Consider the following 18,833-nt stretch of genomic DNA (forward strand, 5'->3'; position numbering starts at 1 on the left):
CAATATGAAGCCGCGGGCCAGTGGGACGGGAAGCAAAAGCCGCATGAAGCTGATCATCCAGATTCCATGCCTCAACGAGGCCGGAACATTGGCCATCGCCGTGCGCGCCCTGCCGCGTGAAGTCGACGGATTCGACACGGTCGAGTGGCTGGTGGTGGACGACGGGTCCACCGACGGGACGGCCGAACTCGCCCGGACACTCGGGGTCGACCACGTGGTGCGCCATCCGGTCAACAGGGGGCTGGCGACCGCCTTCATGACCGGCCTCGACACATGCCTCCGCCTGGGTGCCGACGTGATCGTCAACACCGATGCGGACAACCAGTACGAAGCGCGCGACATCCCCAAGCTCACCGCCCCTATCCTGTCCGGCGAGGCGGACATGGTCATCGGTGGCCGGCCGATCGCGGAAACCGAGCACTTTTCCTGGATCAAGAAGAGCCTCCAGCACCTCGGCAGCTGGGCCGTGAGGATCGCCAGCCGGACCAGCGTCGCGGACGCACCCAGTGGCTTCCGCGCGATCTCGCGCGAGACCGCGACGCGCCTCAACGTGTTCAATCCATACACCTACACGCTGGAAACGATCATCCAGGCCGGGCTGAGCAACATGAGGGTGCTGTCGGTTCCGATCGGCACGAACGAGGACCTGCGTCCGTCGCGGCTCGTGAAAAGCATCCCGAGCTATGTCCGCCGTTCCCTGATCACGATTGTCCGGGTCTTTGTCACGTACCGGCCGCTCTACTTCTTCATGTGCATCGCGGCCGCGTTCACCCTGCCCGGCATCATGATCGGCCTGCGTTTCGTCCATGCCTACCTGACGGGTACGGGCGGCGGCCACGTCCAGTCGCTGATCCTCGCGGCCCTCTGCATCATGCTGGGCGCACTGGCGATGATGTGCGGCCTGCTTGCCGACCTGATCGCGACCAACAGGAAGCTGCTCGAGCGCATCAACGCCCGGCTCGCGCAGAGCACCCTCGCCGGGATCGGGCCCAGGTCCGGCATCGATCCGGAAGAACGCCCGTGAACCGCTCCCCGCGCGTTGACCCTGGCTTGGCGACCGCCAGGGCGGCGCCCTGCCGCTGATGCGGATCGCAGCTGCCCCTCCGGGCCGGACCGGTGTCGGCATGCTGCCGCGGGCCGTCGCATTGCTGCTTGGATTCCTGTTCCTGCTCACCGTCTCGCGCGTGCTGCCGCAGATGGCGCCGAGTGCCCTCTACGTCCTGAGCGATGCCACCTTCGCGGAGTGCTTCTCCAGTGCACGGTCGCTGGAGCTGACGGGCTGCCCGCATTTCGGCTTCCCGCATGGTGCACCGCAGACCTTCGGCCTTCCGGTCAGCTATGCCGCGTCGCTGCTCGCCCGGGGGGACACGGTCGCGCTGGGCAGCGTCCTCCTCGTGTACGCGGCGTTCCTGGCGGCGGCCTACGTCGGCAGCATCGTCCTGTTCCGTCGCTTCACCACCAGCATCTGGCTGGCACTGGCGGCGTCGCTGCTGTTCCTGTGCTCGATCACCGTCAACAAATTCATGGAGTACGGGCCACTCGGGCTGGGCCTGTCACTCCTGCCTGCCTACTTGGCGGTCGACCTCTGGCTGCTGGATGCGCTGTTGAAGCCGACGCGACGCCGGATCGCCTTGCGGTTCGTCCTCGTGGTCGCGGTCCGCTGCCTGGCAATCTTCCTCGACGGCTACTCGTTCCTCTTCAGCTGCGCCCTGGGTGCGGGCTGCATGCTGCTGGCGCCCCTGATCCAGCGCAGGCCCAAGGTGGCCCTGGCTGGCGTGGTGCTCTACGCCATGGCGTGCGTGGTCGCGGCCATCGCCTATCGCGGCTTCATTCCCCCGGATGCCCTGGGCGCGACCGGACTGGACGGATTCCGTGCGCAAGGCGTGGACCTGTATGGCCTGGTCTCGCCGCAGGGCGACAGCATCTACCACCGTCTGTTCGGCTGGGGCGGCGACATCGATGCACTCCGGACCTACAGCGACGGCGCCAGCCTCGCCGGGAACTTCCTCGGGATCACGTGGCTGGTCGCCCTGGTCGTACTCGCAATCCAGGCGATACGGCGCAAGCGCCCCGTCGCCACCGCCGCGGTCGCGGTTCCGATCCTGCTCGCGGGCCTCGCGGCGGTCATCCTGGCGATGGGACCCTCCCTCAAGTACAAGAGCTTTCGCGACACGCCGTCCGCAGGCTTCACCGCCAGCCACTACAGCATGCCGGAAGCCGCGGCCGTGATGGCATTACCAACGGCCTGGGTCTATGGACTGCCGGGCATCAAGACCGCCCGGTCACTGGCACGCTGGCTGGTGGTCACCCGGCTCGCGTTGGCGTTGCTGGTACTGCTTGCCGTGGTCGCGCTCCGCAACGACGGGCGACCGTACCTGGCGGCCGCACTCATGGGCCTGGCGCTGTTCGAGATCCTCCCCGACCTCGGCTCGGATACGAGGCGGGGACACGTGGCCTACGGGCGCGCCTGGACGCTCAACTACGATTACGTCGCCTCCCTGGAACGACAGGTCTCCGCGTCGGAGCGCGTGCTTTTCCTGCAGCTGCACCCGGACGCAGGCAGCAATCCCTATGTCGTCAACACCCTGTGCACGCGCGCCCGCCTGTTCTGCTTCAACACCGGGGGCGACAAGAACATGGTGATGGCGCGCCGCCAATGGCCCGTCGATGTGCAGGACGCCATGGGGAACCGCGAGCGTGCCGACGCAATCGCGAGGCTGTTCGATGCCTCGATGATGGATGTCGTCGTCGTCCCGTTCTTCGATCTCCGCGCCGCCGCCTATTCCGAGCGCCGCGCGGCGGTCGATATCGAGCTGGTGGTGGAGCGTGCAAAGGCGCTCGCCAGGGCCTCCGGGACGCGACTGCAGCTCGGGGAACGCTTCGCAACGCTGCGACCCGACCGGCGGAAGTCCCATGACGCGTCGCGCAGCTGTGGCCGTCCCTGCTGGCGGGCATGGCCGGACATGCAGATGCCAGTGCCGAACTGGGGTCCGCGTCGCACGGTGGCCGGGGGGGAGATCAATCCACAGCCCGATGGCCGCTCACTCATGTGGGTCAGCGTCGCGGATTCCGACCGCGACATGGCGCTGGCGATCGGCGACAGGATCCTGGCGACCGACTCGACCAGTTCGCTGCTCTCCGCGAGCGTGCCCGCGCCCATGCGCGAGGCGTTCATACCGGGTGCGCGATATCCCGTATTCCTGATCGACGCCGGAAGCGAGGAGAAACTGCTGCTGGGCTACCTCGACATCGAAGGACCGACGCCATGAAGCGTCGCGTAATTCTCTTCCTCACCGCCGCCTGGCTGCCGGCGGGCTGCGTCGACCGTCCACCGGAGCCCGGAATACTGGAGCCCCCCCGCTCCATCCGTGCGCCTGCCGCCACCGCCCCCACACCCGGCGAGCCGCTGGTCGTCACGGCGCCCCATTCGTGCATGGACGGAGCGTCCGCGCAGATCGCGTGGTCGGTCGACAGTCCCGGCATGGTGGACATCTGGGTCTCCGGGCCCGGATCAGGAGAGGCAAAGCTGTGGAGACGGGCATCCCCCCGCGGACAGGCCTCGACCCCGCCCTGGGCTCGCGACGGCATGATCTTCTCGCTTCGAAGGGCCGAGTCGGGCGAGGTGCTCGCCGAGGCGACGCTGGACTGCTACTGAACGCAGCCCGGCGCGGTGCAGGCGCGGATGACGGTGAAGCCCGACGCGGCCCGGATGTCCAGTCCCGCGCCCCCGAACGCGGCATCCACGGCCTCGGCGATGCCGGCCGCATCCGGCACGTCGTCCGACCATGGGTACACCACGAGGCGCAGGTCGAAATGTGGCACCACGACCACGTCGACGAGACCCTTGCCGAAGGCCTCCCGCACGTTCCTCGATACCTCCCGGCGCTCGATCGCGGCCCGGATCTCGTCGGGCCAGGCCGCACGGATGGCATCCGATGCCTTGTCGCCTCCGGTGTTGTAGCAGTGCGCGCGGGCCAGCGCGCAGAACGTGTCTGCCGCGAATTCGTTGCCGCTGGCGCCCTCGTGCATCTGCAGCAGCAGCACCCGTTCGCCCGGCTGGACGAGTCGCGCGAACTCCCCGCCGTGCACCCGGTACACCTGGTCGGCGCGGTCACTCGCCGCCCGGCTTTCCTCGCCGACCAGGCGCGGATCAGGCATCGCTTCGAACAGCGCGAACGCCGCAAGCGCCACGGCCGGCCACCGCTTGCCTGACCGCCACAGGACGACGAGGGCAAGCAGTGTCACCGTCACCAGCGCCAGGCGTGCCAGCACCTGCCAGCGGCCAAGCACGCGCGCGTTGCGGATGCCCGGAACGGCCTGGTAGATCCAGCCGGAATGCAGTCTTGCCGTCGCGGCGGCCTCGGGCATCAGATAGGCGCTGAAAGCGAGCGCGCTGACGCGGGTGTGGTCGTGGCGGAAATCGTTGAACTTGAGCGACGGACCGAGCGACAACAGCGTGGCCGCCAGGCCGGTGAGGAGGATCGCGCACGGCAACAGGCCGGGACGCCGTGCCCGCCGGGTAGCGATGGCCCACGCCAGAAGTCCGGCCGAGACCATGGCGGAGTAGCCGACGAACATGCCCAGGAGGCTGGCGCGTCCTCCCCAGGAATTCTCGGGCTGGATGTCGAGGCCCAGGCCCAGCGCACCGTACAGGCTCTGCGACTGCATCGGTGCCAGCATCGTCAGCACGTCCACGCCCGCGCCGCGGAAGAAGTCGACCGGCATCACAGCAAGGCCGCCCGGCAGGTAGCGGGCGTAGATCCAGGCTGCCAGACCGGTGCAGGCGACGTGCGTCACGAGCGCCAGCACCGCGGGCAGGCGCGAACCGCCGCGCGGCAACAGCACTGCCAGCCCCAGGTAGGCGGTCGACAGCACCGCGGCGAACAGGAACGAATAGCCGTCCAGGAACAGCGCGAAGACGCGTACTCCGGCCACCAGCGCCGCCAGGGCGGCGGCGCGCCCGCGGCGTCCCGCGCGCAGCGCATCCAGCAGCAGCACGTCCAGCAGCAGGTAGCCCGGAATCAGAGCCAGCCCGAGCTGGAGCGCGGCGAACGAGGACTGCTGCTGCAGCGCGGGTGCGAGCAGGTACAGACCCGCTCCCAGGACACCCGCCACCCGGCTGCCGGACACCCGCCGGAACAGCAGGGCGGCGAGGACGAAGGCCAAGCCGACGATGCCCGCATACACCGTGCGCACCTCGCCGGGAGAGACGACGCCGTCGCTGGCGAACAGCGACGCCGCGAGCAGGTTGACCGGCAACCCGAACGGCCGCGGGGCACCCCGGGGGTATCCGAAGCCAAGGCAGCCTTCGCCGCCGGCCGCGCGCGTGTCGTGCAGGCACTGGGCGTAGGCGGCATCGCCGATCATCGCCTGGGCATGCGGCAGCTGCCCGGGCAGCAGCTTGTAGGCGGCCAGCACTGCAAGCAGGAGAACGAGCCCCAGCCCCCAACACGCCGGGGCGCCCATGCGCCGCCACTGTCCCGTACCCCGCTCGTCCACGCCGCCCCCCTCGTACCGCCGCCTCAGTCCGACGTGCCAGTGCCATCCAGGATGTCGCCCACCACGCGCGTCAGCGCGGCGCGGGAGTATCCCTGCTCGACGAATGCGAGGCCGGCCGTGGACACATCGCGCCATAGCGAATCGTCGGCCAGCAGCGATGCGATGCGTCCCGCCATCGCACCAGCGTCATCGATCGCGGGCAGGAAGCCGCCCGCGGCACCAAGCCCCTGGACGCCGGTGGACGTGGTCACGCACGGCACGCCGTGGCGCAGCGCCTCCAGCACCTTGCCCTTCATGCCGCCGCCGAAGCGCAGCGGTGCGATCACGACGCGCGAGCGCGCATACCAGCGCTCCAGCGCGTCGTCGCTGACGAATCCGGTGACCTCGATGTCGTCCGACGCAAGCGCAAGCACCTCGTCGGTCGGGCTCGACCCGACCAGGGCCAGGCGCACGCCAGGCCGCATGGCCCGCAGCAGCGGCATGACTTCGCCGACGAACCAGACCGCGGCATCCACGTTGGGCGGGTGCCTGAAGCCCGCCACGAACAGGATGTCCCCGCGGCCCTCGGGCGACATGCTCCCGGGTGCCGGCAGGTCCTCGTAGCCATAGAGCGGCGCGGTCAGCGCGCGCCCAGCGGCGCCCTCCCGCGCCAGCCAGTCGGCGACATGGCGGGTCTCCTCCACCGAGGGATAGACGATGGCCTCCGCCTTGCGCCACATCCGGTGCTCCATGTCGCGCAGGCTCGCCAGCATGCCGTGGTCCACCCCTTCCGGGTCGACCCTGGCCTGCTCGAGCATGCGCAGGTGGTGGATGTCATGGCCGTAGTAGACCAGTCGCGCCCCCGGGGCATGCCGGTGCACCGCATCCACGAACTGCACCGCGATATGTGGCCGGCTCAGCACCACGGCGTCCAGCTGGTCTCCGTGGGCGGAGATCCAGTCCTCGAAGCGTCCACTCCACTCGTTGCCATAGAGCACCTCGATACCCATGCGCTGCAGCACCGGCGTGTAGGCCGGATGCCGGTGCAGGTTCTCCGGCCAGAACTTCACATTGCAGCCCAGCGACACCAGCACCTGCAGGAACTGGAACATCGCCTTCGATCCCGCGTCGCGGTCGGGCTCGGGAACGTAGTGGTCGACCACGAGGACGGTGCGCCGCCCGGCGCTGCGGTCGCGCGCCGCGAACACGTTCACCGCATTCGGGAAGTGCTCGCGCTCGAGCGCCGTCCGCCAGCGCTCGCGGAACTTGCCGGCATTCACAACCTGGAAGGCCTTCACCCCCGAGCCGGTGTCGGTACCGCTGGAAACACCCTCGTAGTGCACAACCACCGACTCCGGCTGCAGGTAGGTCTTCAGGCCCGCGGCGCGGATGCGAAACGCCAGGTCGGTGTCTTCGTAATACGCCGGCACATAGAGCTCATCGAAGCCACCGAGCCCGTCGAACACCGCCTTGCGCAGGAGGATCGATGCGCCGGACACATAGTCGGCCTCCTTGAGGTAGTTGTATTCCGGGCGCTCCGGATCATCCAGCCGGCCGTAGTTCCAGGCGCTTCCGTCCGACCACACGATGCCGCCGGCTTCCTGCAGGCGTCCGTCGGGATACACCAGCTTCGACCCCACCATGCCGGCATCGGGTCGCGCGTCGAAGACGTCCAGCAGCCGGTCCATCCAGTCCGGAGTGACCTCGGTATCGTTGTTGAGGAAGTGGACGAACTCGCCGCGCGCCAGCGAGGCGGCGTGATTGCAGGACCGCAGGAACCCGAGGTTGTGCGCGTTGACGTGGTATCGCAGCCCCGGCACGCCGGCCAGCAGCGCCATGTCCTCGTCGCCCGAGGCATCCTCGGCCACGATGATCTCGAACGCACAACCCGGCGGATGCCGCATGATCGAACGGAGGCACGTCACCGTGCACGCGAGGTTGCCGTAGGTCGGGATGACGATCGAGACCCGGGGATGGTTGAAGGCGGGAAACGCCAGTCCTTCCACCAGGGCAGCGGGCGCGAGGGCACGGCGGTCGCCGGACGGCACGGTGTCCGGCACGGTGTCCGGCGCGGCCACGCGCAAGGGCCTGCGCGAGGTCATCCTGGCCCGCGCGTTGCGCAGCGATTCCCGCACGCCTTGCCAGTCCCCCCGCAACAGGCGGGCCGCGAACCGGAGCGGTCGCGTGAGTGTCCAGGAGCGGGACGCGATGAGCTGCGCCAGCTCGCTGGCAAGGGCGTTCGAGCGCGCCGCCTGGGCAGACGCCGCATCGCGGGCACTGTCGCGCTCGAGATGCGCATCAACCAGTTCGGCCTGCTGTCGGGCGATCTGCGCGTTGGCCTGCCCGAGCTCGTGATCGAGCCTCAGCGCCCACGCCGTCTTCTCCTCGAGATCGGCTTGGCCCTGCGCGATGCGTGCCCGTGCGTCCGAAAGCTCGCCGTCGAGCGCGAGCGCCCACGCCGTCTTCTCCTCGAGGTCGGCCTGGCCCTGCGCGATGGCAGCCCGCGCGTCCGCAAGCTCGCGGTCGAGCGCGAGCGCCCACGCCGTCTTCTCCTCGAGGTCGGCCTGGCCCTGCGCGATGCGTGCCCGCGCGTCCGCAAGTTCGGCGTCGAGCACGAGTGCCCATGCCGTCTTCTCCTCGAGATCGGCCTGGCCCTGCGCGACGCGAGCCCGCGCGTCCGCAAGCTCGCCGTCGAGCGCGAGTGCCCATGCCGTCTTCTCCTCGAGATCGGCCTGGCCCTGCGCGACGCGAGCCCGCGCGTCCGCAAGCTCGCCGTCGAGCGCGAGCGCCCACGCCGTCTTCTCCTCGAGGTCGGCCTGGCTCCGGACGATCGTGGCACGGGCCGCGTCCAGCTCGGCGTCCAGCCGCCGGCTCCATTCCGAACGTTCGTCGCGCTCCGCTTCGAGCACCGACTGGCGATGCCGGAGCGCCCGCCCCTCGGCCGTCCCCTCGGCAAGGGCGGCGGAGAGGACCGTGCCGGTCGCGTCGGCCGGCACGCCGATGATGTCGTAGACCTCCGGCGCGTCGATCGTGAACCGGTCCACTTCGCGCCAGGTCACCGCGTCGAGCAGCAGCACGGTGCCGGTGGCAACCGCCGAAGCGGTCGCGACGTTCCGGCTCGCACTGAGACCCACGCAGACCAGCCCGGCGTCGAACAGCAGGCCACGCGTGTAGCCCTCGAACGCATGCCTGTGCACTTCGCGACCGCCGTCGAACGCACGTACCGCGCCGGTCTCGGAATCGCAGAGCCACAGCAGGCCGTCATGGCTGACGAGCGAATGCGGCTGCGAAAGTCCGTCCACCACGACGTCCTGCGTTTCCAGGTCGATCACCCGTCCCGCCCCGCGCGTGCGCCCCTTGTAACCACGATGGGTTTCGAACGCGCCGAAGATCGAAGCCAGCAGGCGGCCCCGGTGCATGACGATCGAGTTCACGTGGACCGAATCCGGCTCACCCGGCAAGCGCCAATGGTGCTCCTCGCGCAGCGCGGCATCGAGCCGGACGACGCTGTTGTCCATCGTCCGCACCACGTGCAATGCGTCCCCGATCCAGCGCAGGTCGTGCAGGTCTCCGGCCCCGCCGCCCAGGTCGTGCACGCGCAGTCCCTCGCGACCCGCGATGCGGAGGAGGCTGGCGTCGGACGCCTGTCGCGCCCATGCGAATCCGCCCGGCATGGCCGTGATGCCAACCGTATCCACCACGCTGACGCAGCGAGCGGCCTTCTCTCCCTGTCCGCGCAGGAAGAGCCCGCCACCGTTGGGCGCTGATACGAGGAGCTGCATGCCGGTGTCGCTCATGCCTGCTCCATCCTGGCACCGGGATCGACGCGGATATCACAGGCCAGGTCGACATAGCCGCTGGCACGGGCCTGGTCGCCGAGCACGGTCAGGATCACGCCGTCGACGCGGCGGTCGAGGGCGACGATCTCGCCCCCACCTTCCACGTAACGCGAAACGCCCATCCCGAGGAAGTACTGCCCCGGGAGCAGGACGCACCGCATGTCGAAGGCCACGACCAGGACCTGGCCCGCGTCGCAGGCGTACAGCCCCTGCGCCGCCATGATCGTGTTGCTGCTGTAGACCTGCAGGCCGTCGACGGTGCGCACATGCATGCCGAACACCAGGCGGTCGACCGCGGCCCGGAACACATAGCGCGCATGGACAGTGAACGGCGCACCCGGCGCGAGCACCGGGCCGGTCTCGGACCCGGAGACGATCATGAAATCGGCCAGCAGTGCGCGGCCGTCGCCCAGGCGCGTTTCGGCGCGGTTGTAGCCGGCGCGCGTCGCGAACAGGTCGCGGCTGCCCCCCGCCAGCAGCTGGGCCCTCGGGTCCCCGGCGGGGAGCAGGTCGTCCTTCGCGGCACCGGGCGCATCGTGGCCGGAATCCGCGGGTTGGCCCGCGACCAGGCGGGCGTCCACCGCTGCCGCGGCATCCATACCGTCCGGCCCGTGCGTGCCGAACAGGCACTTCATGTACTCGCGCACCGCCTGGCCGCAATCGCCATCGAACAGCATCCGGCCCTCTTCCAGCAGGATCGCGCGGTCGCAGAGCTGGACGAGCAGCCCGGTGGAATGGGTCACCAGCAGCAGGGTGCAGCCGCGCTCGCGCAATTGCTCGATGCGTCGGTAGCACTTGCGCTGGAAATAGACGTCGCCCACCGCGAGGGCCTCGTCGACGATCAGCACCTCCGGATCGGAATGCGCCGCGACCGCGAACGCGAGGCGCACGAACATGCCGCTGGAATAGGTCTTGACCGGCTGGTCGATGTGTTCGCCGATTTCGGCGAACGCCAGGATGTCATCCAGCCGGGCCTCGATCTCGCTCCGGGTGAGACCGAGGATGCTGCCGTTGAGGAAGACGTTCTCGCGGCCGGTGAACTCCACGTTGAACCCGGCACCAAGCTCCAGGAGGGCTGCCACGCGCCCACGCACCTCGACCGTGCCGGCGCTGGGTTGGAGGGTGCCGCAGACGACCTGCAGCAGCGTCGATTTCCCGGACCCGTTGCGCCCGACGATGCCGACGGCCTCGCCCCGGCGTACGTCGAAGCTGATGTTGCTGAGCGCCTGGAAGTCCGCGGCCCTGCGCGTCCCCGGGACCACCAGCTGCAGCAGCCGTTCGTGCGGACGGTCGAACACGGGATAGGACTTGGACACTCCACTGACGCGGATCGCGGGCTCAGAGGACATCGGCGAATCCCCGACTGGTGCGCTGGAACCACGCATGCGCCGCGAACATCGCGACAAGGCCTGCGAGAGCGAACAGGCCCAGCGCCGACCAGTCCGGCTGCCGCCCCCACAGCGCGACGTTGCGCGCCTGGTCGATGAAGAACGTGAGCGGGTTGAGCTGGAACAGCAGCTGGTAGCGTTCAGGCACCGCCTGCACGGGCACGATGGCGGACGACAGGAAGAACATCGCCGTCGCCACCACCGGCGTCACCTGGGCGATGTCGCGCAGGTAAACGCCCAGCGACGACGTGACCCAGCACACGGCCACGGTGAGCATTGCCAGCGGCGCCAGCACCAACGGCAGCAGCAGCACCAGCGGCGACAGCTGGCGGTATACGAAGAAGCTGAGCAGGCAGAACACCAGCACGTTCATCGCCAGGTGGAACAGTGCCGACAGCGCCATGGTCCAGGGCAGGATGTCGAGCGGGAACACCACGCGTTTGACGTAGTTGGCGTTCTCCAGCATCAGCCGCGGCGAACGCGTGAAGCATTCGGCGAAGAAGCCGTGCACGAAGATGCCAACGAAGATCACCAGGCCGAACTCCGCGTGCGTGTCGCCAGCCTGCGGCCAACGTCCCTTCAGGATGCTGCCGAAGGCGACCGTGTAGACCACCAGCATCAGGAACGGGCTCAGCAACGACCACAGCATGCCGAAGCTCGCGCCGCGGTAGCGTCCGAGGATCTCGTTGCGGACCAGCTCCCGGGTCAGGTTCCGGTGTCGGCCGAAGGCCGCGAACGGATTGCGCGAACGCATCAGCTGCCCCGGCGCGCTGGAGGCCAACAGCGGCCCGCGGTCCACCATGTTCAGGCCTCCAGAAGTCGTCGTGATCCGGCGAAGTGTAGCAGCGGCCAGGCGGCGGCCAGCGGCCCAGGCGATTCACAGGTCGACTCCCCGCCCGCTAGAATCGTCGCTTTCCGCCGTCCCCCGGGGATGCAGGGCAACGATGAAGACCCTCGTCGGCTACAAGCGAGTGGTGGACTACAACGTCCGCATCCAGGTCAAGCCGGACGGCTCCGGCGTGGTCACCGAGGGCGTGAAGCTCTCGGCCAACCCCTTCGACGAAATCGCCCTGGAAGAGGCCCTGCGCCTGCGCGACAGGGGCATCGCCACCGAGGTCGTGGTCGCCACGATCGCCCCGGCCGACGCCCAGGCGCACCTGCGCAACGGCCTGGCGATCGGCGCCAACCGCGCCATCCACGTCGTGGTCGAGGCCGGCCAGGACGTCCAGCCACTGGCCGCCGCCCGTGCCCTGCTGAAGCTGGTCGAGAAGGAATCGCCGGACCTGGTGATCCTCGGCAAGCAGGCCATCGACGACGACGCCAACCAGACCGGCCAGATGCTGGCCACGATCTGGGGCCGCCCGCAAGCGACCTTCGCCTCGAAGCTTGAGATCGCCGACATCGGACTGGTCGGCGATCTGTTCCAGGTGCTGCCGGAGCTGGAAGCGTGCCTCCAGGCCTGAACGGGCTCGCGAAGCCAGCTCCCGAACTGACGGTCGTCAGCCCCGTCTACGGCTGCCGCGGTTGCCTGGAGGAACTGGTCGACCGTGTCTCGGCAGCTGCTGGAACTGCGGTGGCCTCCTGCGAAATACTGCTGGTCGACGATGCGAGCCCCGACGACGCCTGGTCGCGCATCGAGGAACTGGCGCAAACACATCCCGAGGTGCGCGGGCTGCGCCTGTCGCGGAACTTCGGCCAGCATGCAGCGATCAGCGCCGGCCTGGCGCACGCCACCGGGCGCATGATCGTGGTGATGGACTGCGATCTGCAGGACATCCCGGAGGAAATCCCCGCCCTGCTCGCCGCGCTGGGCCAAGGCGTGGACGTCGTGCTCGCCAGCCGCACCGAGCGCCAGGACAGCATCCTGAAGAAGGCGAGCTCCCGCACGTTCTACCGGCTGCTCGGCTGGCTGACAGGCAGCGTCTACGACCCGACCACGGCCAACTTCGGCGCCTACTCGCGCAAGGTGATCGATGCGGTGAACGCGATGCCCGAGGCCGACCGCTTCTTCCCGCTGCTGGTCCGATGGACCGGATTCAGGAGCGCGCTGGTTCCGGTCGAGCACGGCAGGCGCACCGAGGGCCGCAGCGGCTACAGCCTGCGGCAGCTGCTGCGCCTGGCCACCAACGTCGCGCTCTCCTTCTCCGACAAGCCGCTGCGGCTGGTGGTGAAGATGGGACTGGGCTTCGCCGTGCTGTCGCTGTGCATCGTGGCTATGGCCGTTTTCAAGTACGCGGCAGGCGACATCGCAGTGGCCGGCTTCACCAGCATCATCGCGTCGATCTGGCTGGTGGGCGGCGCGATCGTGTCGAGCATCGGCATCGTTGGCCTGTACGTCGGCAAGCTGCACGGACAGGTCAAGAACCGGCCCAACTACATCATCGCGGAAGACACCGGGGACCGGCCGTGACGCAAGCGACAGCCAGGGTGCTGGAGCTGTCCGATACCGAATCCCGGCGCTTCGGTCTCCGGATCGCACGCGGAGTGGTGCCGGCGGGCGCCACGGCAGCCCAGGTGCTCGAGGACATCCTCGCATTGCGCCCGGAGGTGGCGATCTTCCGCTGCAACGCAGGCAGCAGCCAGCAGGCCACCTCCCTGGCCGCGGCCGGGCTGGTGCCGATCCACGCCGACACCCTGGTCTACTACCGGATCGCGCTCGACGCGCCGCCGGTGCCGGGCGACGATGTCGCAGCCGGCAACGACCCCGCTGTCCGCCCGGCGACCACCGACGACGGACAGGCGCTGGTCGCCATCGTCCGCCGCAGCTTCGCCGGCTATCGCAACCACTATCACGCCAACCCACTGTTCACCGCCGAAGCCATCCTCGAAGGCTACGTCGAATGGGCGCTTGGGCACGTCATCCACCCCGGTCCGTTCCAGGACACCTGGGTCTACCGCGATGGCGACCGGGTGCTCGGCTTCGCCTGCTGTCGGCGCGCCGCCGATGGATCGACGGTGGACATCGTCCTCAACGCCGTCGATCCGTCCTCGGTCCGCCAGGGCTGCTACGGCCGGCTGCTGAAATCCATGGTCGCGCACTACCGTCGGGCCGGCATCGGCGCGCTGGAGATCTCGACCCAGGTCTGGAACTACGGCGTGCAACGCATCTGGGCGCGCACCGGCCTGGTGATCGACCGCGCCTACGACACCTGGCACGCCAACGTGCCACACGAATTCATATCGAGGGGCCAGGCATAGCGCACTCGACCTTCCCTTCCAGACCGGCCACGATGCACCAGCCTGCATGCGTGCCGGCGCGTCCCCTCCTCGACTGGACAACCACCTGCCACGTCCCCGCCCTGCCGAAGTCGCGGCACCGTCCTGATGGAAACGTTCATGCAAACCGCATTCCCCTGGCTCATGGTCGCCGCCACCATCCTGTTCACGATCTATGGCCAGTTGGTGATCAAGTGGCAGGTCATGCTCGAGCGCACTCCGCCGCACCCGATGCTGGAGGGGCTTCCATCGCTTGTGCAGCTGCTGTTCCGCCCATGGATCATTTCCGCGCTTCTCGCTGCATTCCTGGCCTCCATGTGCTGGATGTTGGCGATGTCGCGCCTGGAGCTGAGCCGCGCCTACCCGTTCATGGCGCTCAATTTCATCCTGGTCGGCTTCCTGGCCGTGCCGTTCTTCGGCGAGGCCATGACCAGGCCGAAGATCATCGGCCTGCTGTTCGTCATCATCGGCTTGGTCATCAGCAGTCGCGGCTGACGGCGGCGACCGCAGCTCGTATCGAACCTCCATCAGGGCCCCATAGATGATCCCTTTCAACAAGCCGTACATGACCGGCCGCGAAATCAAGTACATCGAGAAGGCCCATGCAGAGGGCCATCTCTCGGGGGATGGCATGTTCACCAAACGCTGCCATGCCTGGCTGGAGCGGAACACCGGCTCGAAGAAATCGCTGCTGACGCACAGCTGCACGGCGGCCCTGGAGATGAGCGCCCTCCTCCTCGACCTGCAGCCCGGCGACGAAGTGATCATGCCTTCGTTCACGTTCGTTTCGACCGCCAACGCCTTCGTGCTGCGGGGCGCCATTCCCGTGTTCGTCGACATCCGGGCCGACACGCTCAACATCGACGAAACGCTGATCGAGGACGCCATTACCGAAAGGACCCGTGCCATCTGCGTGGTCCACTACGCCGGCGTCGGCTGCGAAATGGACAGGATCCTGGAGATCGCCAACCGCCATGGCCTCAAGGTCGTCGAGGATGCCGCCCAAGGCGTCATGGCCACTTACAGGGGGCGTCCGCTTGGCAGCATCGGATGCCTGGGAACCTTCAGCTTCCACGAAACGAAGAACGTGATTTCGGGCGAAGGCGGCGCACTCCTGATCAATGAGCAGGAGTACTGCGAGCGCGCCGAGATCATCAGGGAAAAAGGCACCAACCGCAGCAGGTTCTTCCGCGGCCAGGTGGACAAGTACACCTGGATCGACGTGGGCTCGTCCTACCTGCCCAGCGAGATCGTGGCGGCGTTTCTCGCAGCGCAGCTCGAAGACGCCGGATCGATCACCCAGCGCCGCCTGGCCATCTGGGATCGCTACCACGCGTGGGCGGCCCCGTTCGAACGTGATGGCAGGCTCCGGCGCCCCGTCGTTCCAGCGCACTGCCAGCACAACGCCCACATGTACTACCTCCTGCTTCCGTCCCTCGACCATCGCAAGGCGTTCCTGTCGTCGTTGAAGGCCCTCGGCGTTGCCGCGGTGTTCCACTATGTCCCGCTGCATTCCACGCCGGCCGGGCTGTCGGCGGGACGCCCCCATGGCGACCTGCCGGTCACCGACCGGACCAGCGATTGCCTGGTGCGGCTCCCGCTCTGGCTCGGCGTGGAAGAGCATCTCGAGCGGATATTCGCCGCCTGCGAACAGGCGCTGAGGGACGCCGAGTCCGGTCACGCGCCGTCGTGACCCGGTCACCCGGAGACCAGCGCATGCGGGTCATGGTTGCATTCGGGACCCGGCCGGAAGCCATCAAGATGGCTCCGGTCGTCCGAGCGCTCGCCCGCCACGGATCATTCTCGGTCAATGTCGTCGTGACCGCCCAGCACCGCGGCCTGCTCGACCAGGCGCTGGACGTGTTCGGGATATCCCCGGACCACGACCTCGACCTCATGCAGGCCGAGCAGGGGCTCCCTGACCTGACCTCTCGGATCCTCCTCGGCATGGCTCCGGTGATCGAAGCCCAGCGCCCCGACTTCCTGCTGGTGCACGGAGACACCACCACCACGCTGGCCAGCTCGCTCGCGGCCTTCTACGCGAAGGTGCCGGTCGGCCACGTCGAAGCCGGCCTGCGCACCGGAGACATCCGCGCCCCGTGGCCGGAAGAAATGAACCGAAGGCTCACCACCGCGTTGTCGGAACTCCACTTCGCACCGACGGAGGCGTCGCGTGACAACCTCCTTCGCGAGGGCATCGCCGGCTCCAGCATCCACGTCACGGGCAATACCGTGATCGACGCCCTCCTCCTGATGGACCGCAGGCTGCGCGAGGACGGATTGCTCCGGCAGGCGATGGAACAGCGGTTCCCGTTCCTGGATCCCGACAAGCGCCTCGTTCTCGTGACCGGACACCGGCGGGAGAATTTCGGCGACCGCTTCGAAGCCATTTTCGATGCGCTCGTGCGTCTGGCACAGAGGCAGGACCTGCAGATCGTCTACACCGTGCATCCCAACCCGGCTGTCTCCGGACCGGCGACGCAACGCTTGGCCGGATGCGCAAACATCACCCTGGCGGAGCCGCAGGACTATCTTCCCTTCGTGTTCCTGATGCAGCGCTGCAGCATCATCCTGACCGACTCTGGTGGAATCCAGGAAGAGGCACCCTCGCTCGGCAAGCCGGTCCTGGTCATGCGGGACACCACCGAACGGCCCGAAGCCGTCTCCGCCGGCACTGCACGCCTGGTCGGCGCCGACCCCGACCGTATCGTCGAGGAGGCGCTTGCCCTCCTCGACCGGCCCGACCATTACGCAGGCATGTCGATGGCCCACAACCCCTTCGGCGACGGGAACGCGTCCGGCCGGATCGCCTCCGCGCTGGCCGACTGGATGCGCCGCCGTGGCTGAGACCGGGAGCCACCGCGCCTGCCGGCTCGACCTGATCGCCGGCACCCGTCCGAACCTGGTGAAGCTCGCCCCCCTCCGGGCGGAGCTTTCAGCCAGCCCCTGGTGCGATCCGGATGTCGTGTTCCTCGAACAGCACACCGCAGGTGCGTTGAGCAGCGACGTGATGGCCGACCTCGGGATCGACCCACGCCGCATCCACCGCATTCCTCTCGGGGAAGGCGGGAGTGGCCAACGCCTCGGGGACATGATCACCCGATACGGTGAGCACGTGATGGTCCGGGAACCGGACCTGGTGATCGTATTCGGCGATGTCGACGCGACGCTTGCCGCGACCATCGCGGCAAAGCGCAACGGATATCCGGTCGCGCACGTGGAAGCGGGGCTGCGCAGCCGCGACCGCAGGATGCCCGAGGAACTCAACCGCCTGATGGTCGACGCCATCGCGGACATGTTCTTCACGACCACCGCCGAGGCATCCTCGACGTTGCAGTCCGAAGGCCAGGATCCGGCGCGGATCCATCTGGTCGGGAACCTGATGATCGACTCGCTGCATCGCGGCCTCGACCTCCCTGCGGGTCGCCGGCATGCGGAAGCGCTCGGCCTCACGCCCGGGGAATTCATCGTCGCCACGTTCCATCGTCCGTCGAACGTCGATGACCGCCAGTCGCTGGAGAACGTCCTGGACGTGCTTGGACAGGCAGCCGAGCGCCTTCCCGTGCTGCTGCCTCGCCACCCCCGTACGGCGGCGGCGCTGGAACGCCACGGCCTCGGGGACCGTATCGGAGCCATCCCGGGGCTGCACCTGACCTCTCCCATCCGGTACCGCGAATTCATTTCCCTGGTCGCGGCCGCGCGGCTCGTGATCACGGATTCGGGCGGAATCCAGGAAGAAACCACCGTCCTCGGCATTCCCTGCCTCACCTTCCGCGAGAACACCGAGCGGCCGGAAACCATCACGCACGGCACCAACCGGCTGGTCGACATCGCCAATGCCGGCCGATACCTGGACGAAGCGATCCAGGCGCCGCCCGCGCCCCGCCCGGAAATCCCGCTCTGGGACGGCCGATGCGCCCAGCGCATCGCTGCAGTCCTGGAAGCATGGTGGGCACGATGAACCCCCATCCGCCCGCCCGCCGGGGCGGCCTCAGGGCGATTGTCGCCAGGCTGGCCCGCGAGCTTGGCAACCTTGCCCCGGACACGGTGCCCAATGCCGCGTTCGCACGAAGCGCCCACGCTCCCCTGGCGGCACAATCGGCCGCGCTGGGCGAGACCCCCCTCGTCAGCGTCGTCATGACCTGCCACGACACCGAGCGCCATCTCGACGATGCCGTAGGGTCGATCCTGCGGCAAAGCTGGAAGCACCTCGAACTCATCGTGGTCGACGACGCGAGCCAGGACGGCTCGCTCGCGCGCCTTCAGGCGCTCGGCGCGCAGGATCACAGGGTGCGCATCATCCCGCTGCCCGGGAACGTTGGCACCTATCGCGCCAAGAACACCGGCATCCACAGCGCACGGGGAGACATCCTGGCCTTCATGGACAGCGATGACACCTGCCATCCCGAACGGATCGTGCAGCAGCTGGAACTGCTCCGCAGGCCCGGCATCGTGGCATCCACGTGCAACTACGTCCGGCATACCGACACCGGGGACATAATCCTGAACCGCGGGCTCCGCGAGCGCCGGGCGCTGATCAGCTTGATGATCAAGCGGGAGGTGATCGATGACATCGGCTGGTTCGACTCCGTCCGCACCTCGGCGGACGACGAGTTCTTCGAACGGATCCGCCACGTGTACGGAAACGACGCCGTTGCCAACGTGGACCAGGCCCTGTACTTCGCCCTGAGCCGGGAAGGTTCGCTGAGCACTTCACCGGGCACGGCCGTGGACCTGTCCACCACGCCGCTGGATGGTGGGCCGTCACCGCTTTCCGCCGCCCGGCAGGCCTACGTCCAGTCGTACCTCGCGTGGTACAGGCACCTCGGGGCGGCTGGCATGCGCCCTTACATTCCACGTACCCTCGCCCACGGGCGGCCCTTCCCGGCCGCCCCTTGCCTGACCCGATGAA

The 18,833-nt window shown here is 68.4% G+C and carries 14 protein-coding genes and 1 pseudogene; 11 read left to right on the forward strand and 4 right to left on the reverse strand.

Annotated features, from left to right (window positions below):
* Positions 1-43: 43 nt before the first annotated feature.
* The 3 genes from IE168_RS08870 to IE168_RS08880 all read left to right on the forward strand — a co-directional run bounded on the left by IE168_RS08870 (position 44) and on the right by IE168_RS08880 (position 3,655).
* Positions 44-1,024, forward strand: coding sequence for a glycosyltransferase family 2 protein (locus IE168_RS08870; protein WP_189497342.1), 981 nt, complete (start codon positions 44-46; stop codon positions 1,022-1,024).
* Positions 1,025-1,124: 100 nt separating this feature from the next.
* Positions 1,125-3,269, forward strand: a complete 2,145-nt coding sequence (locus tag IE168_RS08875) for a hypothetical protein (RefSeq protein ID WP_189497344.1) — start codon at positions 1,125-1,127, stop codon at positions 3,267-3,269.
* Positions 3,266-3,655, forward strand: coding sequence for a hypothetical protein (locus tag IE168_RS08880; protein ID WP_189497346.1), 390 nt, complete (start codon positions 3,266-3,268; stop codon positions 3,653-3,655). The genes IE168_RS08875 and IE168_RS08880 overlap by 4 nt, the downstream gene beginning before the upstream one ends.
* Here IE168_RS08880 and IE168_RS08885 read toward each other — a convergent pair.
* Genes IE168_RS08885 through IE168_RS08900 form a run of 4 tightly spaced genes read right to left on the reverse strand, consistent with a single transcriptional unit; the run spans position 3,649 to position 11,507 of the window.
* Positions 3,649-5,466: a hypothetical protein gene (locus IE168_RS08885; RefSeq protein WP_189497348.1), complete on the reverse strand. Its 1,818-nt coding sequence runs from the start codon at positions 5,464-5,466 to the stop codon at positions 3,649-3,651. The two genes, IE168_RS08880 and IE168_RS08885, sit on opposite strands and share 7 nt — an antisense overlap.
* Before the next feature lie 56 nt (positions 5,467-5,522).
* Complete coding sequence (locus IE168_RS08890) at positions 5,523-9,275, reverse strand: glycosyltransferase (RefSeq protein ID WP_189497350.1); 3,753 nt, start codon at positions 9,273-9,275, stop codon at positions 5,523-5,525.
* A complete protein-coding gene (locus IE168_RS08895; RefSeq protein WP_225218196.1) occupies positions 9,272-10,666 on the reverse strand; it encodes an ABC transporter ATP-binding protein in 1,395 nt (464 codons plus the stop codon). Before IE168_RS08895 ends, IE168_RS08890 begins: the two co-directional genes overlap by 4 nt.
* Positions 10,656-11,507: an ABC transporter permease gene (locus IE168_RS08900; protein ID WP_225218195.1), complete on the reverse strand. Its 852-nt coding sequence runs from the start codon at positions 11,505-11,507 to the stop codon at positions 10,656-10,658. The genes IE168_RS08895 and IE168_RS08900 overlap by 11 nt, the downstream gene beginning before the upstream one ends.
* A gap of 142 nt (positions 11,508-11,649) precedes the next feature.
* On the opposite strand from IE168_RS08900, the pseudogene IE168_RS08905 reads away from it, so the two are divergent.
* The 8 genes and pseudogenes from IE168_RS08905 to IE168_RS08940 all read left to right on the forward strand — a co-directional run.
* Positions 11,650-12,105: pseudogene (locus IE168_RS08905) on the forward strand (electron transfer flavoprotein subunit beta/FixA family protein); the annotation flags it as partial.
* Between the two features lie 47 nt (positions 12,106-12,152).
* Positions 12,153-13,115 (forward strand): glycosyltransferase family 2 protein, encoded by a 963-nt coding sequence (locus IE168_RS08910; RefSeq protein WP_229823293.1) that lies wholly within the window; start codon positions 12,153-12,155, stop codon positions 13,113-13,115.
* A complete protein-coding gene (locus tag IE168_RS08915; RefSeq protein WP_189497354.1) occupies positions 13,112-13,903 on the forward strand; it encodes a GNAT family N-acetyltransferase in 792 nt (263 codons plus the stop codon). The genes IE168_RS08910 and IE168_RS08915 overlap by 4 nt, the downstream gene beginning before the upstream one ends.
* 126 nt (positions 13,904-14,029) lie before the next feature.
* Positions 14,030-14,416 carry an EamA family transporter gene (locus IE168_RS08920; RefSeq protein WP_229823295.1) on the forward strand — a complete coding sequence of 129 codons (387 nt, stop codon included), beginning with the start codon at positions 14,030-14,032 and terminating at the stop codon, positions 14,414-14,416.
* A gap of 46 nt (positions 14,417-14,462) precedes the next feature.
* A complete protein-coding gene (rffA, locus tag IE168_RS08925; protein ID WP_189497356.1) occupies positions 14,463-15,614 on the forward strand; it encodes a dTDP-4-amino-4,6-dideoxygalactose transaminase in 1,152 nt (383 codons plus the stop codon).
* 23 nt (positions 15,615-15,637) lie between these two features.
* On the forward strand, positions 15,638-16,768 hold the full coding sequence (wecB, locus tag IE168_RS08930) for a non-hydrolyzing UDP-N-acetylglucosamine 2-epimerase (protein ID WP_189497358.1): 1,131 nt from the start codon (positions 15,638-15,640) through the stop codon (positions 16,766-16,768).
* The gene (wecB, locus tag IE168_RS08935) at positions 16,761-17,882 is read left to right on the forward strand and encodes a non-hydrolyzing UDP-N-acetylglucosamine 2-epimerase (protein WP_189497359.1); all 1,122 of its coding nucleotides are present in this window, start codon (positions 16,761-16,763) and stop codon (positions 17,880-17,882) included. Before wecB (IE168_RS08930) ends, wecB (IE168_RS08935) begins: the two co-directional genes overlap by 8 nt.
* Positions 17,879-18,832: a glycosyltransferase family 2 protein gene (locus IE168_RS08940; protein WP_189497361.1), complete on the forward strand. Its 954-nt coding sequence runs from the start codon at positions 17,879-17,881 to the stop codon at positions 18,830-18,832. Before wecB (IE168_RS08935) ends, IE168_RS08940 begins: the two co-directional genes overlap by 4 nt.
* Position 18,833 lies beyond the last annotated feature (1 nt).

This window comes from Luteimonas padinae (assembly GCF_014652935.1).
Taxonomy (GTDB): domain Bacteria; phylum Pseudomonadota; class Gammaproteobacteria; order Xanthomonadales; family Xanthomonadaceae; genus Luteimonas; species Luteimonas padinae.

Bases quoted from the DNA above. Each gene is read 5' to 3' on its own strand.
- IE168_RS08880 (WP_189497346.1), top strand. From the start codon at position 3,266: ATGAAGCGTCGCGTAATTCTCTTCCTCACCGCCGCCTGGCTGCCGGCG.
- IE168_RS08895 (WP_225218196.1), bottom strand. From the start codon at position 10,666: ATGTCCTCTGAGCCCGCGATCCGCGTCAGTGGAGTGTCCAAGTCCTAT.
- wecB (WP_189497358.1), top strand. From the start codon at position 15,638: ATGCGGGTCATGGTTGCATTCGGGACCCGGCCGGAAGCCATCAAGATG.
- IE168_RS08940 (WP_189497361.1), top strand. From the start codon at position 17,879: ATGAACCCCCATCCGCCCGCCCGCCGGGGCGGCCTCAGGGCGATTGTC.
- IE168_RS08885 (WP_189497348.1), bottom strand. From the start codon at position 5,466: ATGGGCGCCCCGGCGTGTTGGGGGCTGGGGCTCGTTCTCCTGCTTGCA.
- rffA (WP_189497356.1), top strand. From the start codon at position 14,463: ATGATCCCTTTCAACAAGCCGTACATGACCGGCCGCGAAATCAAGTAC.
- IE168_RS08900 (WP_225218195.1), bottom strand. From the start codon at position 11,507: ATGGTGGACCGCGGGCCGCTGTTGGCCTCCAGCGCGCCGGGGCAGCTG.
- IE168_RS08920 (WP_229823295.1), top strand. From the start codon at position 14,030: ATGGAAACGTTCATGCAAACCGCATTCCCCTGGCTCATGGTCGCCGCC.
- IE168_RS08890 (WP_189497350.1), bottom strand. From the start codon at position 9,275: ATGAGCGACACCGGCATGCAGCTCCTCGTATCAGCGCCCAACGGTGGC.
- IE168_RS08870 (WP_189497342.1), top strand. From the start codon at position 44: ATGAAGCTGATCATCCAGATTCCATGCCTCAACGAGGCCGGAACATTG.
- IE168_RS08875 (WP_189497344.1), top strand. From the start codon at position 1,125: ATGCTGCCGCGGGCCGTCGCATTGCTGCTTGGATTCCTGTTCCTGCTC.